We start from the raw sequence: 21,846 nt of genomic DNA on the forward strand, positions 1-21,846 counted from the left end.
GTCAGATCCTGTCCACGCGGCACCCCGAGCGGGCAGCGGAGCGGTCGATATCCCCAATTTCACAGACGCGTCAGAGGCCGGCGGCGACCGCCTCCCGCGTCGCGCGGATGCGCAGCGGCGGCGGGTCGGGCACCTTGGTCACCGTGCGGCTGGCAGCCGCCACCAGGTCGCGCGCCTTGAGGCTGTCGGCATCGCGCGAGATGCACAGGTCGCGCAGGGCCAGCTCGAGCGCGATGGTCAGCTGGTGGTCGTCGACGTGCTCGCCGTGCATCGCGCGGCGGGGCACCAGCACCGGGCACCGGCCGTTCTCCAGCGCCATCAGCGCGATCCCGGTGCCGGCGTGCGCGACCACGACGTCGGCGGCGCGGATGGCGGCGGCCATCTCGGCCGACGGCACGCGTTCGCGCCCGTCGATCCCGAGACCGGTGACGTCGGTGCCCCCGGTCTGCCACAGCACCTCGGCGCCGGGCGGCACCAGGGCCACGAGCCGGTCGAGCAGCCGCCGGAAGCCGTAGCCCTCCTGCGTGCCGAGGCTGACCACCATCGAGCGCACCGCCCGCTCCTCGGTGGGCATGGTCTCGTAGAGCTCCCACGGCGAGGCGAGGTACTGCCAGTGGCCGCGGGTGAGGGAGGTCGACTGGCTGAAGGTCCTGATGCCGGGCACCAGCGCGAGCACGCGACCCGACAACGACGGCGCGTCCAGCCGGGTGGCGCTCTCGATGTAGACCGTCTCGATCCCGCGCAGCCGCGCCTGCGGCAGCAGGGCGAGGGCCAGCGCGGCGCCGGTGCTCACGACCAGCGACACGTCGTGGTCGCTGAAGAGCCGTCGGCACGCGACGGCGTTGCGCGCCAGCGCGCGGGTGTCGCGCGGCGGGCACGGCAGCGCCCAGTGGACCCGCTCCCCCGCGAGCAGCGACTCGGTCTGGGCCGTGCGGGGCGTCACCCACACCACGTCGTCGCCCACGCCGAGGCGCGGTCGCAGGGTGTGCAGCTGCATCACGTGCCCACCGTCGTTGGCGACGAGCAGGGTGGTCATCCGCGGATCCCGGCGACGGCGTCGGCCAGCACCGCGACGACCCGCTCCTGCTGGTCCTCGCTGAGGTGCGGGTGCATCGGCAGCGACAGGATCTCCCCCGCCGCCCGCTCCGCCACCCGCGCGGTCCCCGGGCCGAGACCCAGGTGGGCGTAGGCGCCGGTCAGGTGCACGGGGTAGGGGTAGTGGACGCCCGCGCCGACGCCCGCCCGGCCGAGCTCGGCCAGCACCCGGTCGCGCTCGGCGACCCGCACGACGTAGAGGTGCCAGACGTGCTGGCCCTCCGCTCCGAGCAGCGGGCGGCGTACGCCGGGCACGTCGGCGAGGAGCGCGTCGTAGCGGGCGGCCGCCCGCACCCGGAGCTCGTTCCACTTCTCCAGCCGGTCGAGCTTGGCGCGCAGGTAGACCGCCTGCACCGTGTCGAGCCGGGAGTTCATGCCGATCACGTCGTGGACGTAGCGGGTCGAGGAGCCATGGTTGCGCAGGCGGCGCACCTCCGCCGCGATCGTCGCGTCGTCGGTGGTCACCGCGCCGGCGTCGCCCGCAGCCCCGAGGTTCTTGCCGGGATAGAAGCTGGTGGCGGCGACCGTGCCGAGCCCGCCCGAGCCGCGCCCGTCGACCCGCGCGCCCTGGGACTGGGCGGCGTCCTCGACGAGGGGCACGCCGGCTGCGTCGCAGACCTCCGCCAGCCGCTGGATCGGCGCGAGCTGGCCGAAGAGGTGGACGGCCACCACGGCCTGCGTCCGGTCGGTGATCGCGTCCGCGACCAGGTCGGGGTCGATGAGCAGCCGCTCGTCGTCGCAGTCCACCAGGACGGGCAGCGCACCGATGCGCGAGACGGCCTCCGCGGTGGCGATGAACGTGTTGGCGGGGATGACCACCTCGCCGCCCGGACGCACACCGGCGGCACGGAGCGCGAGCTCGAGGGCGTCGGTGCCGTTGGCGACCCCGACGCAGTGGTCGACGCCGACGAACTCGGCGTACTGGTGCTCGAAGTCGGCGACGGGCGGGCCGTCGACGAAGGCGGTCGCGGCGAAGACGGCCGCGAGGCCAGCCTCCACCTCGGCGGCGATCTCCGCGTGCTGGGCGGCGAGGTCGACGAAGGGGACGTTGCTCATGTGCGGACTCCTGTCCGGATCGGTCGGGCGGGCACTCCCACCCAGGTCTGTCCTGCGGGGACGTCCTCGAGGACCACCGACCCCATCCCGACGGTCGCGTCGGCGCCGATGCGCACGCCTTCGCGCACGGAGGCGTTCATGCCGAGGTAGGCCGCCTCGCCCACCTCGACGCCGCCGCCGAGGGACACCCCGGCGCACAGGGTGGCGTAGTCGGCCACGGTGCAGCCGTGGGTCAGCGTGACGTGCGGCATGAGGACGACGTGCTGGCCGACCTCGACGTCCGCGGTGAGCACCACGCCGTCGAGGGCGATCGTGCCGGCGCCGACGTGGCAGCTGCCGGGCAGCACCAGGCGCGGGTGGAGCAGGGTGCCGTAGCGGGCCGGGTCGAGACCGACCATGGCCAGGCGCGTGGCGATGCGGCGGCGCAGGCGGCCCTTGCCGAGCGCCAGGACCACCTCGTGGTCGACGAGCTCGGTGACCAGGTCGACCCCGCCCAGCACCGGCACCAGGCCGTGGAGGGTGCCCCACCTGAGCGGGTCGTCGTCCACGACGTGGAGCGGCCCGTCGTGCTGCAGGAGCACGGCGACCGCGGTCGCCTCGCGCGCCAGGCCGCTGGCGCCGACCAGCACCAGCCCGGTCACGGCCGCCACGCCGTCCCGAGGGCGTCGCACACCCGCTGGTGCTCGGCGTCGCTCATCTGGTGGAACAACGGCAGCACCAGCGTGCGGTCGGTGAGGCGCTCGGTGACCGGCAGCGGCGCGTGCCCCCGCTCGCCGTGCGCGGGCTGGCGGTGGGCCGCCATGATGCCGCGGCGCGCCGAGATGCCGGCCGCGGCGAGGTGCTCCATCATCTGCTCGCGGTCCAGCGGGTGGTCGGGCAGGACCTCGAGCCAGCAGGACTGGAAGTTGGTGGTGCCCCATGCCGGGTCGCCCACGAGCCGCATCCCGGGCAGCACGGTGAGCGCCTCGGCGTACCTCGCGGCGAGCTCGCGGCGCCGGGCCACCATCTCGGGGAGCCGGCGCAGCTGGACCAGCCCGACCGCGGCCTGGAGGTCGGTCATCCGGTAGTTGAAGCCGACCTCGTCGAAGCTCTCCGGAGGCGCCAGCACGCTGGCGTGGCGCTCGGCGGCGGAGACACTCATGGCGTGCTCGCGCAGGCGCCGGGCGCGGGCCGCCCAGTCGGCCCGGGAGGTGGTGAGCATCCCGCCCTCCCCCGTCGTGAGGAGCTTGCGCGGGTGGAACGACCAGGTCGCGAGCTCGGCGCCGGCGCCCACCGGTCGACCGTGGGCCGTGGACCCGGCCGCGCAGGCGGCGTCCTCGACGACCGTGATCCCGAGCGGGTCGCACCAGGCGCGGATGGCCAGGAGGTCGAGCGGCACGCCGCCCTGGTCCACGGCGATCACCGCGCGCGTGCGCGGGGTGACCGCCGTGGCGATCGTGGCGGGCGTCAGGTTGCCCGTGTCGGGGTCGACGTCGGCGAAGACCGGGGTGGCGCCGACGTAGGTCGGCGCGTTGGCGGTGGCGACGAAGGAGAACGACGGCACCACGACCTCGTCGCCGGGACCGACCCCGGCGACGACGAGCGCCAGGTGCAGGGCGGTCGTGCAGTTGCTCAGCGCCACGGCGTGCGCGACGCCCTGCGCATCGGCGAACGCCGTCTCGAAGGCCGCGACGCGCGGGCCCTGGGCCACCCAGCCGGAGCGCAGCACCTCCGAGACGGCGGCCACCTCCTCCTCGCCGAGCCACGGCTGCATCACGTTGATGCGCGTGAGCTCCTGCTCGAGGCTCATCGGGCCACCGCCACGGAGCGTCCGGCGGCGATCTGCTCGCGCTGGGGACGCCACCACTCGACCAGCTGCCGCAGTCCGTCCTCGAGCCCGGTGGTGGCCGTGAAGCCGAGGTCGCGCCGGGCGGCGGAGGTGTCGGCGAGGCGGCGGACGACTCCGTTGACGCCCCGCTCCGGGCCGTGCTCGACGGGCAGCTCGGAGCCCATCACGCGCAGCAGCGTCTGCGCGAGCCCCAGCAGGCTGGTCTCCTCGCCGCGGGCGACGTTGTAGACGCCCTCGACGACGTCGGAGGACGCCGCCAGCACGTTGGCCCGGGCGATGTCGGTGGTGAAGACGAAGTCCATCGTCTGGCGGCCGTCGCCGAAGATGAGCGGCGGGAGGCCGTCGTCGATGCGCTCCATCCACCGCACCAGCACCTCGGTGTAGAGGCCGTGGACGTCCATGCGCGGTCCGTAGACGTTGAAGTAGCGCAGCCCGACGTAGTCGAGCCCGTGCATCGCCCGGAAGCTGCGCAGCATGCCCTCGTTGAAGGTCTTGGCGGCACCGTAGAACGTGTCGTTGTCGTAGGGGTGCTGGTCCTCCGGCGTCGGGAAGCGCTCCGCGAGGCCGTAGACCGACGCCGACGACGCCGCGACGAGCTTGTCGACGCCCGGCACGGACGCCGCGGCCTCGACGACGTTGAAGGTGCCGTCGACCAGCACCTCCAGCGCCAGCCGCGGCTCCTCGGCGCACTGCGTGATCCGGATGGCGGCCTGGTGGAAGACCAGGTCGCAGCCGCGGGTCAGGTCGTGCACGAGGTCGCGGTCGCGGATGTCGCCGCGCACCAGCACCAGGTCGGCGTCGCCGCGCCCGAGGGCGGCCTGGAGGTTGGCCTCCCGGCCGCGGACGAAGTTGTCGAGCACCCGCACCTGGGCGACGCCGGCATCGAAGAGCTGGTCGACGAGCGTCGAGCCGATGGTGCCGGCGCCGCCGGTCACCAGCGCGGTCGCTCCTGCGAGGGCGGTCATCGCGCCGCCTCCAGCACGCTCAGGCGGGGCGCCGGTGGGCCCGGAGGGACCGCCGACCCGGCGTCGTACGCCGTCCCGGACCGCTCGGCCAGCCGGTGCGAGGCCTGCTCGAGCACCTCGAGGACCCGCAGCCCGGCGCGGCCGTCGGTCACCGCCGGGCGGCCCTCGTGGATCGCGGTGGCGAACTCGGTCACCATCGCCCCGAGAGCCTCGCGCTCGGGCAGCGCCGGCGACCAGGTGTCGCCCAGCCGGTAGGACACGGTCGAGGCGGCGCGGTCGGCGCCGGCCACCGAGGTGCGGGCGAGGTCGACGCCGCGGTCGTAGATGCTGAGCCGCTGCTGGGGGTTGAGGTCGTCCCAGACCAGCGTGCGCCGCGACCCGCCGATCACCATCTGGCGGATCTTGGTGGGGCTGAGCCAGTTGACGTGCACGTGCGCGAGCCCGTCGTCGGGCAGCGGCAGCGTCAGGTGGCCGACACAGGCGCGGCCGGCGCCGATGGGGTCGGCTCCGGTCGCGCCGATGCCCGTCGTGGGCAGCCCTCCGGGCAGCACGAAGTCGAGGATGGCGAGGTCGTGCGGGGCCAGGTCCCACAGCACGTCGATGTCGGGCTGCACCAGCCCCAGGTTGATCCGCACCGAGTCGACGAAGTGCACCTGGCCGAGCTCGCCACTGCCGACGAGGTCGCGCATCCGCTGCACGGCCGGCGTGTAGCAGTAGGTGTGGTCGGTCATCAGGGTCAGGCCCTGGGCATCCGCCAGGTCGACCATGGTGCGGCCGCGCGAGACGCTGTCCGCGAGCGGCTTCTCCACGAGCACGTGCTTGCCCGCGCTGAGCGCCTGCAGCGCGAGCCCGTGGTGCGTACGGGCCGGGGTGGCGATCGCGACGGCGTGGATGCGCGGGTCGTCGAGCACCCGCTCCAGGCTGTCGGTGACCTCGACGTGCGGGCCGGCGACCCGGCGCGCCCGCTCGAGGTCGAGGTCGCAGACCGCCTCGAGGCTCCAGTCGGGGGACGCCCCGAAGTTGCGGACCAGGTTGGGGCCCCAGTAGCCGGCGCCGATGACGGCGATGCCCAGGGGGCCGGGTGTGCGGATGCTCATCGTGCTTCCTCCAGTCGGCCGTCGGCCTCCACGTAGACCTCTCCGGTGACCGGGCAGATCCACCGGTCGCGGTTGTCGAAGACCAGCGGGACGCCGCTGCGGCCCACCCATCCGATGCGTCGTGCGGGCATGCCCACCACGAGCCCGTGGTCGGGGACGTCGCGCGTCACGACCGCGCCGGCGCCGACGCTGGCCCACCGGCCGATCCGCACCGGGGCCACGCACACGGCGCGCGCCCCGACGGACGCGCCCTCGCCGATGGTGACCCCGACGGGCTCCCAGTCCTCGGCGCCCTTGCGCCGGCCGTCGGTCGTCACCGCGCGCGGGTAGGTGTCGTTGGTGAGCACCACCGCGGGGCCGATGAACACCCCGTCCCCGAGCACGGCCGGCTCGTAGACCAGGGCCTGGTTCTGCACCTTGCACCGCTCGCCGATCCGGGCGCCCGGGCCGACGTAGACGCCGCGGCCCAGGATCGTTCCGTCGCCGACCTGCGCCCCCTCTCGGACGACGGTCTGGTCCCACACCTGGGCGCCGCGACCGACGCGGGCGCCGTCCTCGACGGTCGCGGTGGGCGCGACGTGGGCGCGGTCGCGGGAGTGGGCGCGGGAGCGGGCACGCGCGCTGGACAGTGAGGTCATGTGCGGGAGCTCTCGTCTCGTTGCCAGGTGGTGAAGTCCCCGTCCCTCAGCGCCCGTCGGGCACCGAGCCGGGCGGCGACGTGGACGGCCACGAACACCGGGAGCCGGAGGGCGAGCCCCGGCCGCTCGGCGGCCAGGCCGAGCAGGGTGCGCGGGCTCGTGCGCGAGGCGGGACGGCGTACGCCGAGCTGCTCGGCCTGGGCGTTGCCCGTCGCGACCCGCACCCGACGGCGGACCAGGTCGCGCACGGTGCGAGGCGGGTGGACGACGGCGACGGCACCCGGCACGACGCGGCGCTCGTGGTCGCCGAACGAGTCGGACATGGCGAGGTCGTCGCCCATCATCCGCGGCAGCGCGCCCACGCGCGCCTGGGCCTCCTCGGAGAGCACCACGACCCCACGACCGAACAGGCCGGTCCGCACCTGCGGCAGCGCCTCCCACACGTCGTAGTACCACCGCACCCAGGGCGAGCAGCCCGTGCGCGGCACGGCGCGGCGCGGCGCAGTGGCCAGCACCTCGTCGCGAGCGATCGGCTCCAGGAGCCGGAGCGCCGCGACGCCGCCGAGCTCGATGTCGGCGTCGAGGTGGATGCGCGGGAAGACGTCGGTGGCGGCGTTGCCGACCCGGACGGCCTCGGCCTTGGACGGCTGCGCGATCTCGATCACGCGGGCCTGCGGGTCGGCCGCCCGGGCCACCTCGGCCGTGCGGTCGGTGCAGCCGTTGCAGACCACGACCACGTCGAGGTCGCCGCCGCATGTCCCGCCGCGCAACGCGGCCAGGTTGCGGCCGATCGTCGCTGCCTCGTTGTGCGCCGGGATGACGACACTGGCCAGGGCCATTCCCCACTCCCCCACGTCGCGTGCCGACCGATCGGCGGCACCCTCAGATCTTGGGCAAGGCGCTCGCCCCGGAGGAGCGCCCACGGGGGCTTTCGCCCATTTTGGGGAGCCCTACCCCGTCGCGTCCGCGAAGCGGATGTCGGCCGAGCGCAGGTCGCGCAGCTGGAGCACCAGGAGGTCGAGCTCGAGCACCGACCAGGTGTCGTCGACCGCCACGCCGGTCGCCGTCGTGCGCAGGGCGCGGTAGAGCAGGTGGGGCTGCTTGCGCAGCTCGGCGTGCAGGGTCCCCTCCAGGACCAGTCGCAGGTAGTCGTGCTGCACGCCCGGGGCCGACCCGTAGCGGTAGGTCGCGTCGACGTCGTTGTCGGCCGCCAGCTCGGCGAAGGTCTGCCAGTCGATCGCCACCAGGTGGTCGACCCGCCGCCCGGTCGACGACTCCACCGCCGCGACCACGGCGCTCGGCCCGTCCACGACCGGCGCGTCCGCGCGGACGGACACCGACTCGACGAGCGCGCTACGGCCGTCGGCGGGCACCTCCACGAGCATCATCGACTCGACGGACTGCTCGCCGGGCAGCCACGTCACGTCCTGCGTGCCGCCCGGGCGGGTGCCGACCAGGAGGATCGTGTCGCCGGCCGCCGGCGCCGGGCGCCCGGACAGCCCGTCGAACGCGCCGTCGATGCGGCCCATCCGGCTGGTGAGGCTGAGGTTGACGCACGCCGCGGCCGCGACGGCGAGCACCACGAGCAGCGCGACCACCGCCGCCGGGCGGCGCAGCCGCGTACGCCGGCCCGCCGGCCGGCCGGTCGGCCCTGGCGCCATCGCACTCCCCCGTCCGTCCCGTCGACGCTAGGCGCTCGCGGGCGCGACCTCATGCCCCAAACGGGGGACGGTGCGGTCAGGAGTTGAAGCGCTGCTGGGTCTTCTCGAGGCCGTCGGTGATCAGCGACTCGACCGCGTCGGCGGCGTCGGAGACCTGGAACGGCAGCTCCTTGCGCTCGACGGTCGAGTAGTTGGACAGCACGAAGTCGGCGACGTCCTGGCGCCCGGGCGGGCGGCCGATCCCGGCCCGCACCCGGTAGAAGTCGCCGGTGCCCAGCGAGGAGCGCATCGACTTCAGCCCGTTGTGGCCGTTGTCGCCGCCACCGAGCTTGACCCGCAGGGTGCCGAAGGCGATGTCGAGCTCGTCGTGGATCGCGATGATGTGGTCGGGGGCGACCTTGTAGAAGGTCGCGAGCGCCTTGACCGGGCCGCCGGACTCGTTCATGTAGCCGCGGCCGCGGGCGAGCACGACCCGCGGGCCGCCGAGCCCGAGGCGGCCCTCGACGACGTCGGCGCGGCCCGTCTTGTGCGCGCGGAACCTCGCGCCCATCCGGGAGGCGAGCTCGTCGGTGACGAGGTAGCCGATGTTGTGGCGGTGCCCGGCATAGGCCGGGCCGGGGTTGCCGAGCCCGACGACCAGCCAGACGTCCGAGGTCGGGGCGTCGCTCACGGTCCCATCCAATCAGTCGAGGCGGCGCATCCTGACGCCGAAATGGCGCCGAGTCGGCGCATCCTGCACGCGACGTGCGTCAGGATGCGCCGACTCGACGGGGTCTGGGCGCGAGGACGCGCCCCTTGGTCACTCGGAGTCGGAGCCCTCGGCGGCGTCGTCGCCGGACGCAGCGTCGTCGTCGGACTGCGGGGCGTCGTGCTCGATGCCGGCGTCGGCCTCGGCCTCCTCCAGCTCGGCCTCGAGGGCCTCGGCGGAGATCTGCTGGGTCACGTTGACGATGAGCAGGTCCTCGTCGGCGAGCAGGGTGGTGCCCGACGGCAGGTCGAGGTCCTTGGCGAGGATCTGGGTGCCGATGGCGGCGCCCTCGACCGAGACCTCGAAGAACTCGGGGATGTGGGTGGCCTCGGCCTCGACGGAGAGCACGGCGTTCTCGTTGACGACCAGGGTGTCGGGGGCGGCGTCGCCGATGACGTGGATCGGGACGTCGACGGTGACCTTCTCGCCGCGGCGCACGGCCACGAAGTCGACGTGCTCGATGACGCGGCGGATCGGGTCGATCTGGACGTCCTTGGTCAGGGCGAGCTGCTCGGAGCCGTCGACCTCGAGGGCCAGCAGCGCGTTGGCGCCACCGTGCTTGAGAGCCATCATCGTCTGGTGGCCGGGCAGGATGACGTGGATCGGGTCGTTGCCGTGGCCGTAGATGACGGCGGGGATCTTGTCCTCGCGGCGGATGCGGCGGGCTGCGCCCTTGCCGAACTCGGTGCGCGCCTCGGCGGCGATCTTCTCGGGGGCAGACATGGTGTTCTCCGTACGTCGTGGGCTGGTCGTGCGAGTGCGTGGTCGGTGGGCCTCGGGCCCGGAGACGACGAACGCCGCGCTCCGGATCGGAGGCGCGGCGCAAGGGACCGGCCCAGTCGATCACGGAGTCCGGGTCGTGCGGGCTCCCTCGCCGAGGCAACCCCAGAACTCTAGACCCCGGCCCGCGGCCGGGTCGAATCGCGGTCGCCTCCGGCGGGCTCACTAGGGTGGCCCGGTGCCCCTTCTGCTCCCCGAGGCGCGCGAGCGCGCCGTGCTGCTGACCGACGTCCACACCGAGGTCCACCTCGACCTGACCTCCACCGAGGACTTCGGCGTCGAGGCGACGATCTCGTTCGGCTGCACCCAGCCCGGGGCGTCGACGTTCCTCGAGCTCAACGGCGCCACGGCGGTGACGCTCGACGGGTCCCCCGCGCCGTACGCCGACGGGCGGATCGCGCTGACCGACCTCGCCGCGACCAACACCGTGCGGGTCACCGCGCGGATGCCCTACGTCACCGACGGCGACGGCATGACCGTGACCGTCGACCCGGCCGACGGCGAGCGCTACGTCTGCGCGCACACCTCGATGGACATCGCCCAGAAGGTCGTGCCCTGCTTCGACCAGCCCGACATCAAGTCGACCTTCACGGTGGGCGTCACGGCGCCGTCGCACTGGACGGTGCTGGCCAACGGCCCGCTGGAGGACCGCGCGAGCGGCGAGGGCGCCGACACCTGGCGCTTCGGCACCACGCCGCCGTTCTCCTCCTACCTCTTCACCCTCGTCGGCGGACCGTGGGTCTCGGTCACGTGGGACGAGCCCTACGCCCCGGCGCCGGGCGGGACGCTGCCGTTCGGCTGGCACGCCCGGGCCTCGCAGGAGCGCGAGCTGCGCCGCGACGCCGACGAGCTGCGTCGCATCACCAGCGCGTGCTTCCAGCACTACACGACGATCTTCGAGCCCGACTACCCCTACGCCGACTACCAGCAGGTCTTCGCCCCCGGGCTCAACTGGGGCGCGATGGAGTTCCCCGGCTGCGTGGTCTTCCGCGACCAGGCGCTCACCCAGGGCACGCCCACCGAGCTCGAGCGCGAGTGGCTGGCCTCGACGATCGCCCACGAGATGGCCCACATGTGGTTCGGCGACCTGGTGACGATGCGGTGGTGGGAGGACTCGTGGCTCAACGAGTCGTTCGCCGACTTCATGGGCTACGACGTCGCGGGCGTGGCGGCGGGCTACACCGACGCCTGGACGTCGGCCGCCATCACCCGCAAGCCGGCCGGCTACCGCGCCGACCGGCGGCGCTCGACGCACCCGATCGCCGAGGACACCGACAAGATCGTCGACGTCGACACGGCCTTCGCCAACTTCGACATGATCACCTACGCCAAGGGCAACGCCGCGCTCGCCCAGCTCGGCCACTGGCTCGGCGAGGACGACTTCCTGGCCGGCGTCAACCGCCACCTCACCGCCCACGCCTTCGACAACGCCGACCTGGCCGACTTTCTCGACTCGCTCGACGCGGCCACCGACAAGGACGTCCGGGCGTGGGCGGCGGCCTGGCTGCGCACCACCGGCTTCGACACCCTGCGGGTGAGCCGCGACGACGAGGGCGTGCCGGTCCTGACCCGCGCGGGCTCGCGACCGCACCGCCTCACCGTCTCGGCGTACGACGACGCGATGCGGCTCGTGGACTCCCGCGACGTGCACCTCGGGGTCGAGCCGGTGCGGCTCGAGGAGTTCGCCGGGAAGGTCGTCGTGCCCAACTCCGGCGACGAGACCTTCGCGGTCGTCCGGCCCGACGAGCAGTCCTGGGCCGCGATCACCGCCGGGCTGTCGTCGGTCGAGTCGCAGCTGACCCGTGCGGTGCTGTGGTGGACCGCGGTCGACCTGTGCGAGTCGCAGGTCATCGGCGTCGGCGAGCTGCTCGGGCTGGCCGAGCGGCACCTGCGTCCGGAGCGGCACCCCCTCGTCTTCGAGGGCGTGATGCGCGCGCTCCAGTCGGTCGTGCGCCGCTACGCCGAGCCGGGCGAGGTGGCCGGCCACCTGGCGGTGGTCGCCGACATCGCCCGCGGTGCGGTCGACGGCGCCGACCCGTCGCTCGCCCCGGGTGCGTCGCGGGTGCTGGCCCGGCTCAGCGCCGACCGCGACCTGCTCGTCGCGTGGCTGGGCCGCGACGGCGTCGACCCCACCGTGCGGTGGGCGGCGGTCCAGCGCCTCGCCGAGCTGGGCGACGACTCGTGGATCGCCCCGGAGGAGCAGCGCGACAGGTCGGTCGCCGGCCACCACGCCGCCCTCACCGCCCGAGCCGCCGTGCCGACGCCGGAGGCCAAGGCCGCCGCCTGGGCGCAGCTGATGGGGGGCGAGCTGGGCAGCCACGAGTTCGACGCCGTCGGCGCCGGGTTCTGGGGCTGGGAGCAGGCCGACCTCGTGCGTCCCTACCTCGCTCGCTACGTCTCCGACGGCCTGGCGCTGGCCCGGCGCTCGGGCCAGGCGATGGGCGACGTCATCGGCGACGCGTTCCCGCTCCTGCCGCTGTCCCTCGACGTACGTCGCGAGCTGCGCGCCGCGGTCGCCGTCGCCCTCGAGGGCGACGTGCCGACGGTGCTCGCGCGGGCGTGGAACGACGCGCTCGACGACCTCGACCGGACGCTCTGAGCGACCCGGCCGCGCGGTGGTCCGCCGCGCGGTCGGTCAGGCGCGATCGATCAGGCGCGATCGATCAGGCGCGGTCGGTCAGGCGTGGCCGTCGAACATCGACGTGACCGACCCGTCCTCGAACACCTCGCGGATGGCGCGGGCGATGAGCGGGGCGATCGAGAGCGTGGTCAGCTTGTCGAACTGCTTCTCGGACGGGATGGGGAGGGTGTCGGTGACCACGATCTCCATCGCCGAGCAGTTCTTGAGCCGGTCGACCGCCGGGTCGGAGAGGATCGGGTGGGTCGCGGCGATGACCACGCCGGCGGCGCCCTCGGCCATGCACGCCTCGGCGGCCTTCACGATCGTGCCGCCGGTGTCGATCATGTCGTCGGTCAGGACGCAGATCTTGTCCTTGACCTCGCCGACGACGCGGTTGGCGACGACCTCGTTGGCGACGTCGATGCGGCGCGACTTGTGGATGAACGCCAGCGGCGCCCCGCCCAGGCGCGCCGACCACCGCTCGGCGACCTTGATCCGGCCGGCGTCCGGGGAGACCACGGCGAGCTGCTGGTCGCCGTACTTCTCCTTGACGTAGTCGGTGAGGATCGGCAGCGCCATCAGGTGGTCGACGGGGCCGTCGAAGAAGCCCTGGATCTGGTCGGCGTGCAGGTCGACGGTGATCAGCCGGTCGGCGCCGGCGGTCTTGAACAGGTCGGCGACCAGTCGCGCCGAGATCGGCTCACGGCCGCGGTGCTTCTTGTCCTGACGGGCATAGCCGTAGAAGGGCATCACCACGGTGATCCGCTTGGCCGAGGCGCGCTTGAGCGCGTCGACCATGATCAGGTGCTCCATGATCCACTCGTTGATCGGAGCGGTGTGGCTCTGGATCACGAAGGCGTGGCACCCCCGCACGGACTCCTCGTAGCGCACGTAGAGCTCGCCGTTGGCGAACTCGTAGGCACTCTGCGGGACGAGCCCGGTCTCGAGGAGGTCGGCGACCTCGTGTGCGAGGTCGGGGTGCGCCCGGCCGCTGAAGACCATGAGGTTCTTCTCGGTGGTCCGCTTCATTCCGGTCACGCGACGCGACTCCTCGCTGTCCTGGTCGGCCTCGGGGGAAGGCTCGTTCGGAGGTGCTGGTCAAGTCTGACCCACATCCGTCCCACCACCAACCCCGGGGTCACTCCTCGGGCTGCTCGAGCCGCTCGCGAGCGGTGCGGGCGGCCTCGGCCTGGGCCGTGCCCGCGCGCTTGGCCTCGGCCCAGCCCTCGAGATTGCGCTGCTGGCCGCTGCTGACCGCCAGCGCCCCCGGCGGCACGTCGTTGCGTACGACCGTGCCGCCCGCGGTGCCCGCGCCGTCGCCGACCTCGACCGGCGCGACGAAGGTGTTGTTGGAGCCGGTCCGGGCGTGGCGGCCGATGACCGTGCGGTGCTTGGCCACACCGTCGTAGTTGGCGAAGATCGTGCCGGCCCCGATGTTGGTCCCCTCGCCGATCTCGGCGTCGCCGACGTAGGACAGGTGCGGCACCTTGGCCCCGTCGCCGATGGAGGCGTTCTTGGCCTCCACGAACGCGCCGATCTTGCCGCCGATCCCGAGCCGCGTGCCGGGTCGCAGGTAGGCGAACGGACCGACCGTGGCGCGGTCCTCGACGATCGCGAGCTCGCCGTGGGCGCGTACGACGCGCGCCCCGGCGCCGATCTCGCAGTCCTTGAGCGTCGTGTCGGGGCCGACCACCGCGTCCTCGCGGACCACCGTCGCGCCGAGGAGCTGGGTGCCGGGCAGGATCGTGACGTCCGGCTCGATCACCACGTCGGCCTCGATCCACGTCGTCGCGGGGTCCATGACACTGACGCCCTCCTTCATCCAGCGGGTGACGATGCGACGGTTGAGCTCGCGGCCGAGGTCGGCCAGCTGGGCGCGGTCGTTGGCGCCCGCGGTCTGCGCGACGTCGGCGATGAGGTGGGCGCCGACGGTGAGCCCGTCCTCGCGCGCGATGGCCACGGCGTCGGTGAGGTAGTACTCGCCCTTGGCGTTGTCGTTGGTGATCCGCTCCAGCGCCGACAGCAGGAACTCCGCGTCGAAGGCCAGGATCCCGGAGCTGACCTCGCGGATCTCGCGCTGCTCGGGCGTCGCGTCCTTCTCCTCCACGATCGCCTCGACGTCGCCCTCGTCGTTGCGCACGATGCGTCCGTAGCCGAAGGGGTCGGCGACCAGGCCGCTCAGGATGCTGACCGCGCGCTGGGCGGCGTGATGCTCCTCGGCGAACGCCCGGAGCGTGTCACCCTCCAGCAGCGGGGTGTCGCCGGCCGCGACGATGACCGTGCCCGAGGTGGTGCCGAGCGCGTCCATCGCGACCCGGACGGCGTGCCCGGTGCCCTCCTGCGTCTCCTGCACGGCCAGCACCGCCGAGGGCAGCAGCGCGGTGATGTGCGGCCCGACCTGCTCACGCTGGTGGCCGACGACCGCGACGACCTCGGTCGGCTCCACCGCCTGCACCGCGTGCAGGACGTGGCCGATCATCGAGCGGCCTCCGATCGGGTGCAGCACCTTCATGGTCTTCGACTTCATGCGGGTGCCGCCGCCGGCGGCGAGGACGATGACGGTGAGGTTGTCCATGCCCGCAGTCTGTCACCGCTCGCGGCCACCCCGGGAAACCGCCGCCTACGCCTCGCCCGCCTCGAGCAGCTCCCCGAACAGCTCGGCGTACTGGATGAGGTGGCGGTCGGCCAGGTAGTGGTCGCGCACCCGCAGGTGGGCAGCACGCCCCATCCGCTCGCACCGTTCGGGGTCGGCGAGCAGCGAGGCCAGGGCGCCGACCAGCGCCTCGCCGTCTCGCGGGTCGTCGAGCAGCAGGCCGCACACGCCGTCCTCCACCTGGTCGCGGATGCCGCCGACCGCGGACGCCACCACGGGCCGGCCCTTCCACATCGGCTCGGTGACGGTCAGGCCGAACCCCTCGGCGAGGCTCTTCTGGATCCCCACGGTCGCCCACCGCTGCAGCGCGTTGATGGTGCGCGCGTTCTCGTCGAGGTCGTCCATCGGCACCGAGAGGAGATGGCTGCGCTCACGCGCCGCCGCCGGCAGCGATTGCCACTGCTCGCGGCACGCGGCGAGCACCTCGACCGCCTCCGGGTCGTCGGCCACGCCGGTCGTCTCCGGTCCGGCGAGCACGAGGTGCACGTCGGACGGGAGCGCGTCGAGGTGCCGGGAGAAGGCGTCCAGCACGCCGCCCATGTCCTTGAGCCGGTCCCATCGGCTGACCTGGAGCACGACCCGCGCGTCGCGGGACGGCACCGGCCCACCCTCGACCACCATCTCCTCGCGGTGCACCAGCGCGTCGATCTCCTCAGCGCCGAGGCCGACGTTCTTGGGGCTGAACGGGTCGAGCGACGGCGGGATGATGCGCATCCAGCGCCGGTCGACCCAGTCGGGGGCGAACTGCTCGCGCGAGAAGACGCAGGCGTGCGCCGGCTCGACGAGGTCACGCAGGAAGGCCCACGCCTCGCGGGTCCACTGGTCGTGCTCGTCGACCCCGACGTGGCAGCGCCAGACGACCCAGACGCCCCTCCGGCGCAGCACCTGCGCGAGCCCGGCGGTCTGCGGGTCGTGGAGCAGCACCACGTCGCCCGGTTGCACCAGGTCGAGCACCTGCTGCTCCTGCGCGGCAAGCGTCGCGTCGTACGTCGCCCGCGCGGCGGCGTCGAGCGCGCCCCCGTCACCGGGCGAGCCGTGCAGCCGGTTGTGCAGGCGCTTGGTGACGGCGAAGAACTCCGGACCGCCACCCACGGTGAGCCACCGCACGGTGAGCCCGGCGCCGGCGGCGTACGCCACCAGCCCGTGCAGCATCTCCGCCACGCCCCCGCCGCGCGCCGTCGAGTTGATGTTCCACACGGTGCGACCGCCGAGCAGGCGGCGCACCGCGGCGACGTGGCGCCCGAGCTCGCCCACGCGCTCGGGCGCGAGCAGCGGGGTCAGCCGATCGAGCGGGACGGGGGCGACCCGGACCTCGACGACGCGGGCGGTCGAGGGCTCGGGCGGGCGGGGCATCGGGGCGTGGCTCATCACAGGCCTCCTCAGGTCTCGCCTCGAGTGTGGGTCAGGGCGCGCCTTCCCGGAAGGGTCCCGGGTCCGGGCCCGCTGCCGGCACGGGCCGTCCGGCCCTGTCGCTGGCCCCCGGTGCGGCGAGACGGTGGGGCCGACGCGGGGCCGTCGAGCCACCACCACCCGTGTCCCCGAACCGTCCAACGGCAGGAGACCCGATGACCACCTCGCCGGAGCAGGGCGGCCCTCCCGTCCCCACCTCTCCCGTGCCGTCCTATCCCGTCCACTCCTATCCCGTCCACGTCGATGCCGACCTCGACCCCAAGCTCAGCCGTGGCCTGTGGCTGGTCAAGTGGCTGCTCGCGATCCCCCACCTCATCGTGCTGGCGTTCTTGTGGATCGCGTTCGGGGTGCTGACCGTCGTCGCGTTCTTCGCCATCCTCATCACCGGCCGCTACCCGCGCTCCATCTTCGACCTCAACGTCGGCATCATGCGCTGGAACTGGCGGGTGGGCTACTACGCCACCAACGTCCTGGGCACCGACCGCTACCCGCCGTTCCGGCTTGCCGACGTGCCCGACTACCCCGCGCACCTCGAGATCGACTACCCCGAGCGGCTCTCGCGCGGACTCGTGCTCGTGAAGTGGTGGCTGCTCGCCTTCCCGCACTACCTGGTCGTGGGCATCTTCACGGGTGCAGCGGCCTACGCCGTGGCCGGCGCGGACGACTCCACCGATGCGGTCTGGGCAGGCCTCGGCCTCATCACCACGCTCGTGCTGATCGCCGCCGTCGCCCTGCTCTTCACCGGGCGCTATCCGCGGTCGATCTTCGACCTGCTCCTCGGCCTCAACAGGTGGGTCATGCGGGTGTCGGCCTACACGTCATTGATGACGGACCGCTACCCGCCCTTCCGGCTCGACATGGGCGGCCACGAGAGCACCGTCGTGGATGCACCCGGCGCGCGTGATGGCGCGGGCGCCTCGACCGATCCGGGCCCGGCGCACGTCTCGCGACCGTCGTCCACGACGCCGTCGCGCTGGACGGTCGCCAAGGTCCTCTCCGTCGTGGTCGGCTCGTTCCTGGTCCTGATGAGCCTCACTCTCGCGGCCGGCGCGTTGATCGTGGCCGCCGTCGGGCTGGCCGAGGACGACGGCTTCCTCACCAGTCCGCGCATCGACGTGGACAGCGCCACCCACGCGGTCATCTCCCAGGACGGCCGCCTCGACATGGGAGACGTGGGGTCAGACCTGCCCGACGGGCTGGTCGGCGAGGTGCGCATCAGCGCCGAGTCGGTCTCCGGCACGCCGCTGTTCGTCGGTGTCGCCCCGACGGCCGACGTGCGGCGCTACCTCTCGGGGGTGGAGCACGCGACGCTCGACGACGTCCACGACGATGACGCCCACCTCCGCACCACGCGCGGGGACGCTCCGGCGTCGCCTCCCGGCCAGGAGGACTTCTGGGAGGCGAAGTCGACCGGCGCCGACGCGACCCTCACGTGGAAGCTCGCCGACGGGGACTGGACCGTCGTCCTGATGAACGAGGACGGCTCGGCCGGCGTGTCGGCCCGGGTGGCCGCCGGCGTCCAGGTCCCCGGCCTCGACGAATCGGCGGCAGTGGTGCTCGTGCTCGCCGGGCTGGTCCTGCTGGTCGGGATCGTGCTCGTCGCCATCGGCGTCCTCACCGCGAGGCCGCGGCGCCACAGGACCTAGGGGCCAGCCGCGGCGATCACCACGTCCGCGCGCTCCGCCGGCCGCTCCACCCGCTCGTAGGCGTGCCCCTCCGGGATCCACTTCGTGTCCCAGAGGTCGAGCTCGTCGCGGCCGTCGCCCTGCGCGGCGTTGCGCACCTTCGCGCGGGCGCCGGCGGTGGCGGGGTCGAGGTCGATCCAGACGGCCAGGTCGAACCAGTCGCGCGTGCGGTCGCCGAACAGCCGGATGCCCTCCACGAGCAGGACGGCCGGCATCGGCTCGTCCACGACGCCCGTCTCCCCCGACGACCAGCGGTAGTCGAACCTCAGCCGCTCGCGGCCCCGCCGTGCGTCGTGCACGACCGACTCGACCAGCGCCCAGTCGTGCTGCTCCCACATCCCGGCGTCGCGGCCGCACGTGGCCGCCTTGCACCAGTCGGTCGCCACCACCTGCGCCTCCCGCAGACCGAGGTCGGCGGCCAGCCGGAGCCCCAGCGTCGACTTGCCCGCGCCGCCGTGACCGCTGATGCCGACGACCGGGATCCGACCCGTGGCGGGCACCAGGCCGCGCACCCGGCCCAGCAGGTCGTCGTACGTCGTCGCGGTGGGCATCACCGCGACCCTGCCGGGGTGCCGGGCCGCGGCGCCAGCGATTTTCGCTCCCCGGGTAGGAGTCGAACCTACGTCGCTAGTCCTGATTCAAAGTCAGGCGGGCCCTGCCGGCAGACCAACCGGGGATAGGCGCCCAAGCCTAGGGCCCGCCTCGGGCGGGACTGCCGAGACCCGGCAGACCAACCGGGGATAGGCGCCCAAGCCTAGGGCCCGCCTCGGGCGGTCTTCACGAGACCTCCACGCCGATCCCGGCCCGTCCGGGTGCGGCGTGGGGTCCCGGCCCGCTAGCGTGGCCGTCGTGACGGGGGAGATTCTCAGACGCCCGCCGGTCATCTCGACCGCGGGCCTCACCAAGCACTACGGGACGGTGCATGCGCTGACCGACCTCACCGTCGACGTCGGCGAGGGCGTGACCGGGCTGGTCGGCGCCAACGGCGCCGGCAAGTCGACGCTCATCAAGATCCTGCTCGGCCTGCTCGAGCCGACGGGCGGCCACGCCCACGTGCTCGGCCACGACATCGAGCAGGACAGCCAGGAGATCAGGCGGCTCGTGGGCTACATGCCCGAGCACGACTGCCTGCCGCCCGACGTGAGCGCCAGCGACTTCGTCGTGCACATGGCGAGGATGTCGGGACTGGGCGCCTCCGCGGCCCGCGAGCGGTCGGCCGACGTGCTGCGCCACGTGGGCCTCGACGAGGAGCGCTACCGGCCCATGGGCGGCTACTCCACGGGCATGAAGCAGCGCGCCAAGCTCGCCCAGGCACTGGCCCACGACCCGCGGCTGGTCTTCCTCGACGAGCCCACCAACGGCCTCGACCCGGCGGCACGCACCGACATGCTGCGCCTGGTGCGGCGCATCGGCAACGACTTCGGCATCGCCGTCCTCGTCACGTCCCACCTGCTCGGCGAGCTCGAGCAGGTCAGCGACCACGTCATCGTCCTCGACGGCGGCCACCTGCTGCGCAGCAGCGCCACCGGTGAGTTCCTGGAGCGCACCGGGAGCCTGCTGGTCGAGGTGGTCGGCACCGAGAGCGAGCGCGACCGGCTCGGTGAGGCCCTCGCCCAGCGCGGGCTCACCTGCCGCCCGCGCGGCACGATGGTCGCGGTCGACCCGCCCCCGCCGGAGCTCGCCGAGGGCACGGCCGTCCACGACCTGGTCCGCGACGTCGCCGCCGACCTCGGCCTGGGCCTGATGCGGCTCCAGCCCGACCGGCACCACCTCGAGGACGTCTTCCTCGAAGGAGGCACCCGTGTCTGAGCCCTCCGGCCCGGGACGCTCCGGCGTCATCCACGACCTCGGCTACCGCCACTACGAGGGCGTGCGCGAGGGCACCCCCGCCATCGCGCGCACCCTCTTCGCCACCGGACTGCGCCACGCCTACGGGCTGGGCCGGTCGGGCAAGTCCAAGGTGATGCCGTTCCTGTTGCTGGCGATGTCGCTGCTGCCGGCCACGATCGTGGTCGGCGTGGTGGTCCTCACCGGCCTGGGCGACCTTCCGGTGTCCTACGCCGACTACACCAACCAGACGCAGCTGCTGGTGAGCCTGTTCGCCGCCTCCCAGGCGCCGGTGCTGTTCTCCCGCGACCTGCGCCACCGCTCGATCGTGCTCTACCTCGCCCGCCCGCTCCCCGCGGCGGTCTTCGCGCTGGTGCGGTGGCTCTCCCTGACCGTCGCCGTCCTGCTCTTCACCGCGATCCCCACCGTCGTGCTCTACGCCGGCGCGATGCTCGCCGGGCTCGACAAGAGCGACCAGACGACGGCGCTCCTCAAGGCGCTCGTGCTCCAGGTCCTGCTGGCGATGATGATCGCCGGGGTCAGCGGCCTGATCTCGTCGATCTCCCTGCGCCGCGGCTTCGCCGTCGTCGGCTCGGTGATGGCGCTGATCGTGCTGACCGGCATCGTGACAGTGATGCAGAACATCGCCTACTACGAGGGCGACAGCGAGGCGGCCTCGGTCGGCGTCGGGCTGGTCTCCCCGTGGTCGCTGGTCAACGGCCTGGCCAACGCGTGGGACGCCGGCGTCGAGACGCCGGTCGACGTCACCGGCGCCTGGGTCCCGGCGTACGCCATCGTGGCCGTGCTGCTCGTCGCCGCCTGCCTGCTCGGGCTGGTCGCGCGCTTCCGGAAGGTGGGCTCGCGATGAGCACCCTGGTCCTCGAGTCGGCCTCGCGCTGGTTCGGCAACGTGGTCGCGGTCAACGACGTGTCGCTGTCCATCGGCCCCGGCGTGACGGGCCTGCTCGGCCCCAACGGTGCCGGCAAGACCACGCTGATGGCGATGATGTCGGGCTTCCTCGCCCCGTCTGCGGGCCGCGTCACCCTCGACGGCCGGCCGGTGTGGCGCAACACCGAGACCTACCGGCATATCGGCCTGGTCCCCGAGCGCGAGCTCAGCTTCGGCTACCTCACCGGACGCCAGTTCGTCCGGGCCAACGCCGACCTCCACCGGATCCCCGACCCGGGCGGCGCCACCGAGCGCATCCTCGAGGTCGTCGACATGGTCGAGCCGGCGAGCCGGCGCCTCGACACCTACTCCAAGGGCATGCGGCAGCGCATCAAGATCGCCGCGGCGCTCGTCCACGACCCGGCCGTGCTGCTGCTCGACGAGCCGTTCAACGGCGTCGACCCGCGGCAGCGGATGCACCTCATGGAGCTGCTGCGTCGCCTCGGCGACGAGGGCCGCACCGTCCTCTTCAGCTCGCACATCCTCGAGGAGGTCGAGCGGCTCGCCCGGCACATCGAGGTCGTCGTCTCCGGCCGGCACGCCGCATCCGGCGACTTCGGCGCGATCCGCCGGCTGATGGTCGACCGGCCGGTGCGCTACGCCGTCCAGTCGAGCGACAACCGCACCCTCGCCGCCGCGCTGATGGCGCAGGAGTCGGTGCGCGCGGTGCGCCTCGGCGACGACCACCTCGACGTCCAGGTCGACGACCTGGGCAGCTTCGCGGTGGAGCTGCCCGGCCTGGCCCGGCAGCACGACGTGACCCTGTTCGAGCTCTCCCCCAGCGACGAGTCGCTGGAGAGCGTCTTCGCCTACCTGGTGGCCCGATGATCAAGGA

The 21,846-nt window shown here is 73.3% G+C and carries 20 protein-coding genes and 1 tRNA gene; 5 read left to right on the forward strand and 16 right to left on the reverse strand.

What is annotated here, in order from left to right; all coding sequences use genetic code 11:
• Positions 1–70: 70 nt before the first annotated feature.
• The 11 genes from AC3X7Z_RS04155 to AC3X7Z_RS04205 form a co-directional block, all read right to left on the reverse strand.
• A complete protein-coding gene (locus AC3X7Z_RS04155) occupies positions 71–1,036 on the reverse strand; it encodes a glycosyltransferase (RefSeq protein WP_489975097.1) in 966 nt (321 codons plus the stop codon).
• Entirely contained in the window at positions 1,033–2,151 is a 1,119-nt protein-coding gene (locus tag AC3X7Z_RS04160) for a DegT/DnrJ/EryC1/StrS family aminotransferase (protein ID WP_186339055.1), read from the reverse strand. Before AC3X7Z_RS04160 ends, AC3X7Z_RS04155 begins: the two co-directional genes overlap by 4 nt.
• The gene (locus AC3X7Z_RS04165) at positions 2,148–2,822 is read right to left on the reverse strand and encodes a NeuD/PglB/VioB family sugar acetyltransferase (protein WP_489975098.1); all 675 of its coding nucleotides are present in this window, start codon (positions 2,820–2,822) and stop codon (positions 2,148–2,150) included. The genes AC3X7Z_RS04160 and AC3X7Z_RS04165 overlap by 4 nt, the downstream gene beginning before the upstream one ends.
• Entirely contained in the window at positions 2,789–3,940 is a 1,152-nt protein-coding gene (locus AC3X7Z_RS04170) for a DegT/DnrJ/EryC1/StrS family aminotransferase (RefSeq protein WP_489975099.1), read from the reverse strand. Before AC3X7Z_RS04170 ends, AC3X7Z_RS04165 begins: the two co-directional genes overlap by 34 nt.
• Positions 3,937–4,944 carry an NAD-dependent epimerase/dehydratase family protein gene (locus AC3X7Z_RS04175; RefSeq protein ID WP_186339057.1) on the reverse strand — a complete coding sequence of 336 codons (1,008 nt, stop codon included), beginning with the start codon at positions 4,942–4,944 and terminating at the stop codon, positions 3,937–3,939. The genes AC3X7Z_RS04170 and AC3X7Z_RS04175 overlap by 4 nt, the downstream gene beginning before the upstream one ends.
• Positions 4,941–6,041: a Gfo/Idh/MocA family protein gene (locus AC3X7Z_RS04180; RefSeq protein ID WP_489975100.1), complete on the reverse strand. Its 1,101-nt coding sequence runs from the start codon at positions 6,039–6,041 to the stop codon at positions 4,941–4,943. Before AC3X7Z_RS04180 ends, AC3X7Z_RS04175 begins: the two co-directional genes overlap by 4 nt.
• Entirely contained in the window at positions 6,038–6,679 is a 642-nt protein-coding gene (locus AC3X7Z_RS04185; RefSeq protein WP_186339059.1) for an acyltransferase, read from the reverse strand. The genes AC3X7Z_RS04180 and AC3X7Z_RS04185 overlap by 4 nt, the downstream gene beginning before the upstream one ends.
• Positions 6,676–7,518 (reverse strand): glycosyltransferase family 2 protein, encoded by an 843-nt coding sequence (locus AC3X7Z_RS04190; RefSeq protein WP_489975101.1) that lies wholly within the window; start codon positions 7,516–7,518, stop codon positions 6,676–6,678. Before AC3X7Z_RS04190 ends, AC3X7Z_RS04185 begins: the two co-directional genes overlap by 4 nt.
• Positions 7,519–7,629: 111 nt before the next feature.
• The gene (locus AC3X7Z_RS04195) at positions 7,630–8,340 is read right to left on the reverse strand and encodes a hypothetical protein (RefSeq protein WP_489975102.1); all 711 of its coding nucleotides are present in this window, start codon (positions 8,338–8,340) and stop codon (positions 7,630–7,632) included.
• 76 nt (positions 8,341–8,416) lie between these two features.
• Positions 8,417–9,010 (reverse strand): aminoacyl-tRNA hydrolase, encoded by a 594-nt coding sequence (gene pth / locus AC3X7Z_RS04200; RefSeq protein WP_489975103.1) that lies wholly within the window; start codon positions 9,008–9,010, stop codon positions 8,417–8,419.
• 129 nt (positions 9,011–9,139) lie between these two features.
• Positions 9,140–9,811, reverse strand: coding sequence for a 50S ribosomal protein L25/general stress protein Ctc (locus AC3X7Z_RS04205; RefSeq protein ID WP_186339062.1), 672 nt, complete (start codon positions 9,809–9,811; stop codon positions 9,140–9,142).
• A 235-nt stretch (positions 9,812–10,046) separates the two neighbouring features.
• Here AC3X7Z_RS04205 and pepN point away from each other — a divergent pair, with 235 nt between their 5' ends.
• Positions 10,047–12,467 carry an aminopeptidase N gene (gene pepN, locus AC3X7Z_RS04210; protein ID WP_489975104.1) on the forward strand — a complete coding sequence of 807 codons (2,421 nt, stop codon included), beginning with the start codon at positions 10,047–10,049 and terminating at the stop codon, positions 12,465–12,467.
• Between the two features lie 78 nt (positions 12,468–12,545).
• Here the strand turns inward: pepN and AC3X7Z_RS04215 are convergent, their stop codons facing one another.
• The 3 genes from AC3X7Z_RS04215 to AC3X7Z_RS04225 all read right to left on the reverse strand — a co-directional run bounded on the left by AC3X7Z_RS04215 (position 12,546) and on the right by AC3X7Z_RS04225 (position 16,509).
• Positions 12,546–13,517: a ribose-phosphate diphosphokinase gene (locus AC3X7Z_RS04215; protein ID WP_489975105.1), complete on the reverse strand. Its 972-nt coding sequence runs from the start codon at positions 13,515–13,517 to the stop codon at positions 12,546–12,548.
• Positions 13,518–13,626: 109 nt separating this feature from the next.
• On the reverse strand, positions 13,627–15,063 hold the full coding sequence (gene glmU / locus AC3X7Z_RS04220) for a bifunctional UDP-N-acetylglucosamine diphosphorylase/glucosamine-1-phosphate N-acetyltransferase GlmU (protein WP_489975106.1): 1,437 nt from the start codon (positions 15,061–15,063) through the stop codon (positions 13,627–13,629).
• A 45-nt stretch (positions 15,064–15,108) separates the two neighbouring features.
• The gene (locus AC3X7Z_RS04225; RefSeq protein WP_489975107.1) at positions 15,109–16,509 is read right to left on the reverse strand and encodes a glycosyltransferase; all 1,401 of its coding nucleotides are present in this window, start codon (positions 16,507–16,509) and stop codon (positions 15,109–15,111) included.
• 197 nt (positions 16,510–16,706) lie between these two features.
• Here AC3X7Z_RS04225 and AC3X7Z_RS04230 point away from each other — a divergent pair, with 197 nt between their 5' ends.
• Positions 16,707–18,197 (forward strand): DUF4389 domain-containing protein, encoded by a 1,491-nt coding sequence (locus AC3X7Z_RS04230; protein WP_489975108.1) that lies wholly within the window; start codon positions 16,707–16,709, stop codon positions 18,195–18,197.
• Here AC3X7Z_RS04230 and AC3X7Z_RS04235 read toward each other — a convergent pair.
• Together AC3X7Z_RS04235 and AC3X7Z_RS04240 are read right to left on the reverse strand one after the other, a co-directional pair.
• A complete protein-coding gene (locus AC3X7Z_RS04235; protein ID WP_489975109.1) occupies positions 18,194–18,787 on the reverse strand; it encodes a uridine kinase family protein in 594 nt (197 codons plus the stop codon). The genes AC3X7Z_RS04230 and AC3X7Z_RS04235 overlap by 4 nt on opposite strands.
• A gap of 47 nt (positions 18,788–18,834) precedes the next feature.
• A tRNA-Gln gene (locus AC3X7Z_RS04240) sits at positions 18,835–18,913 on the reverse strand.
• A gap of 172 nt (positions 18,914–19,085) precedes the next feature.
• Here AC3X7Z_RS04240 and AC3X7Z_RS04245 point away from each other — a divergent pair.
• From AC3X7Z_RS04245 to AC3X7Z_RS04255, 3 genes are read left to right on the forward strand one after another with little or no spacing between them, the layout of a single operon-like run.
• Positions 19,086–20,045 (forward strand): ABC transporter ATP-binding protein, encoded by a 960-nt coding sequence (locus tag AC3X7Z_RS04245; RefSeq protein WP_241005203.1) that lies wholly within the window; start codon positions 19,086–19,088, stop codon positions 20,043–20,045.
• Positions 20,038–20,931, forward strand: coding sequence for a diguanylate cyclase family protein (locus AC3X7Z_RS04250; RefSeq protein ID WP_186339069.1), 894 nt, complete (start codon positions 20,038–20,040; stop codon positions 20,929–20,931). Before AC3X7Z_RS04245 ends, AC3X7Z_RS04250 begins: the two co-directional genes overlap by 8 nt.
• Positions 20,928–21,839 carry an ABC transporter ATP-binding protein gene (locus AC3X7Z_RS04255; protein WP_186339070.1) on the forward strand — a complete coding sequence of 304 codons (912 nt, stop codon included), beginning with the start codon at positions 20,928–20,930 and terminating at the stop codon, positions 21,837–21,839. The genes AC3X7Z_RS04250 and AC3X7Z_RS04255 overlap by 4 nt, the downstream gene beginning before the upstream one ends.
• Positions 21,840–21,846: the final 7 nt, after the last annotated feature.

The sequence above is a fragment of the Nocardioides sp. Z24_21 genome, assembly GCF_058134345.1.

Excerpts from the sequence above, each read along its gene's own strand:
- AC3X7Z_RS04155 (WP_489975097.1), bottom strand. The coding sequence starts at position 1,036 with ATGACCACCCTGCTCGTCGCCAACGACGGTGGGCACGTGATGCAGCTG.
- AC3X7Z_RS04160 (WP_186339055.1), bottom strand. The coding sequence starts at position 2,151 with ATGAGCAACGTCCCCTTCGTCGACCTCGCCGCCCAGCACGCGGAGATC.
- AC3X7Z_RS04170 (WP_489975099.1), bottom strand. The coding sequence starts at position 3,940 with ATGAGCCTCGAGCAGGAGCTCACGCGCATCAACGTGATGCAGCCGTGG.
- AC3X7Z_RS04175 (WP_186339057.1), bottom strand. The coding sequence starts at position 4,944 with ATGACCGCCCTCGCAGGAGCGACCGCGCTGGTGACCGGCGGCGCCGGC.
- AC3X7Z_RS04180 (WP_489975100.1), bottom strand. The coding sequence starts at position 6,041 with ATGAGCATCCGCACACCCGGCCCCCTGGGCATCGCCGTCATCGGCGCC.
- AC3X7Z_RS04185 (WP_186339059.1), bottom strand. The coding sequence starts at position 6,679 with ATGACCTCACTGTCCAGCGCGCGTGCCCGCTCCCGCGCCCACTCCCGC.
- AC3X7Z_RS04190 (WP_489975101.1), bottom strand. The coding sequence starts at position 7,518 with ATGGCCCTGGCCAGTGTCGTCATCCCGGCGCACAACGAGGCAGCGACG.
- AC3X7Z_RS04195 (WP_489975102.1), bottom strand. The coding sequence starts at position 8,340 with ATGGCGCCAGGGCCGACCGGCCGGCCGGCGGGCCGGCGTACGCGGCTG.
- AC3X7Z_RS04205 (WP_186339062.1), bottom strand. The coding sequence starts at position 9,811 with ATGTCTGCCCCCGAGAAGATCGCCGCCGAGGCGCGCACCGAGTTCGGC.
- AC3X7Z_RS04215 (WP_489975105.1), bottom strand. The coding sequence starts at position 13,517 with ATGAAGCGGACCACCGAGAAGAACCTCATGGTCTTCAGCGGCCGGGCG.
- glmU (WP_489975106.1), bottom strand. The coding sequence starts at position 15,063 with ATGGACAACCTCACCGTCATCGTCCTCGCCGCCGGCGGCGGCACCCGC.
- AC3X7Z_RS04225 (WP_489975107.1), bottom strand. The coding sequence starts at position 16,509 with ATGAGCCACGCCCCGATGCCCCGCCCGCCCGAGCCCTCGACCGCCCGC.
- AC3X7Z_RS04230 (WP_489975108.1), top strand. The coding sequence starts at position 16,707 with ATGACCACCTCGCCGGAGCAGGGCGGCCCTCCCGTCCCCACCTCTCCC.
- AC3X7Z_RS04235 (WP_489975109.1), bottom strand. The coding sequence starts at position 18,787 with ATGCCCACCGCGACGACGTACGACGACCTGCTGGGCCGGGTGCGCGGC.
- AC3X7Z_RS04255 (WP_186339070.1), top strand. The coding sequence starts at position 20,928 with ATGAGCACCCTGGTCCTCGAGTCGGCCTCGCGCTGGTTCGGCAACGTG.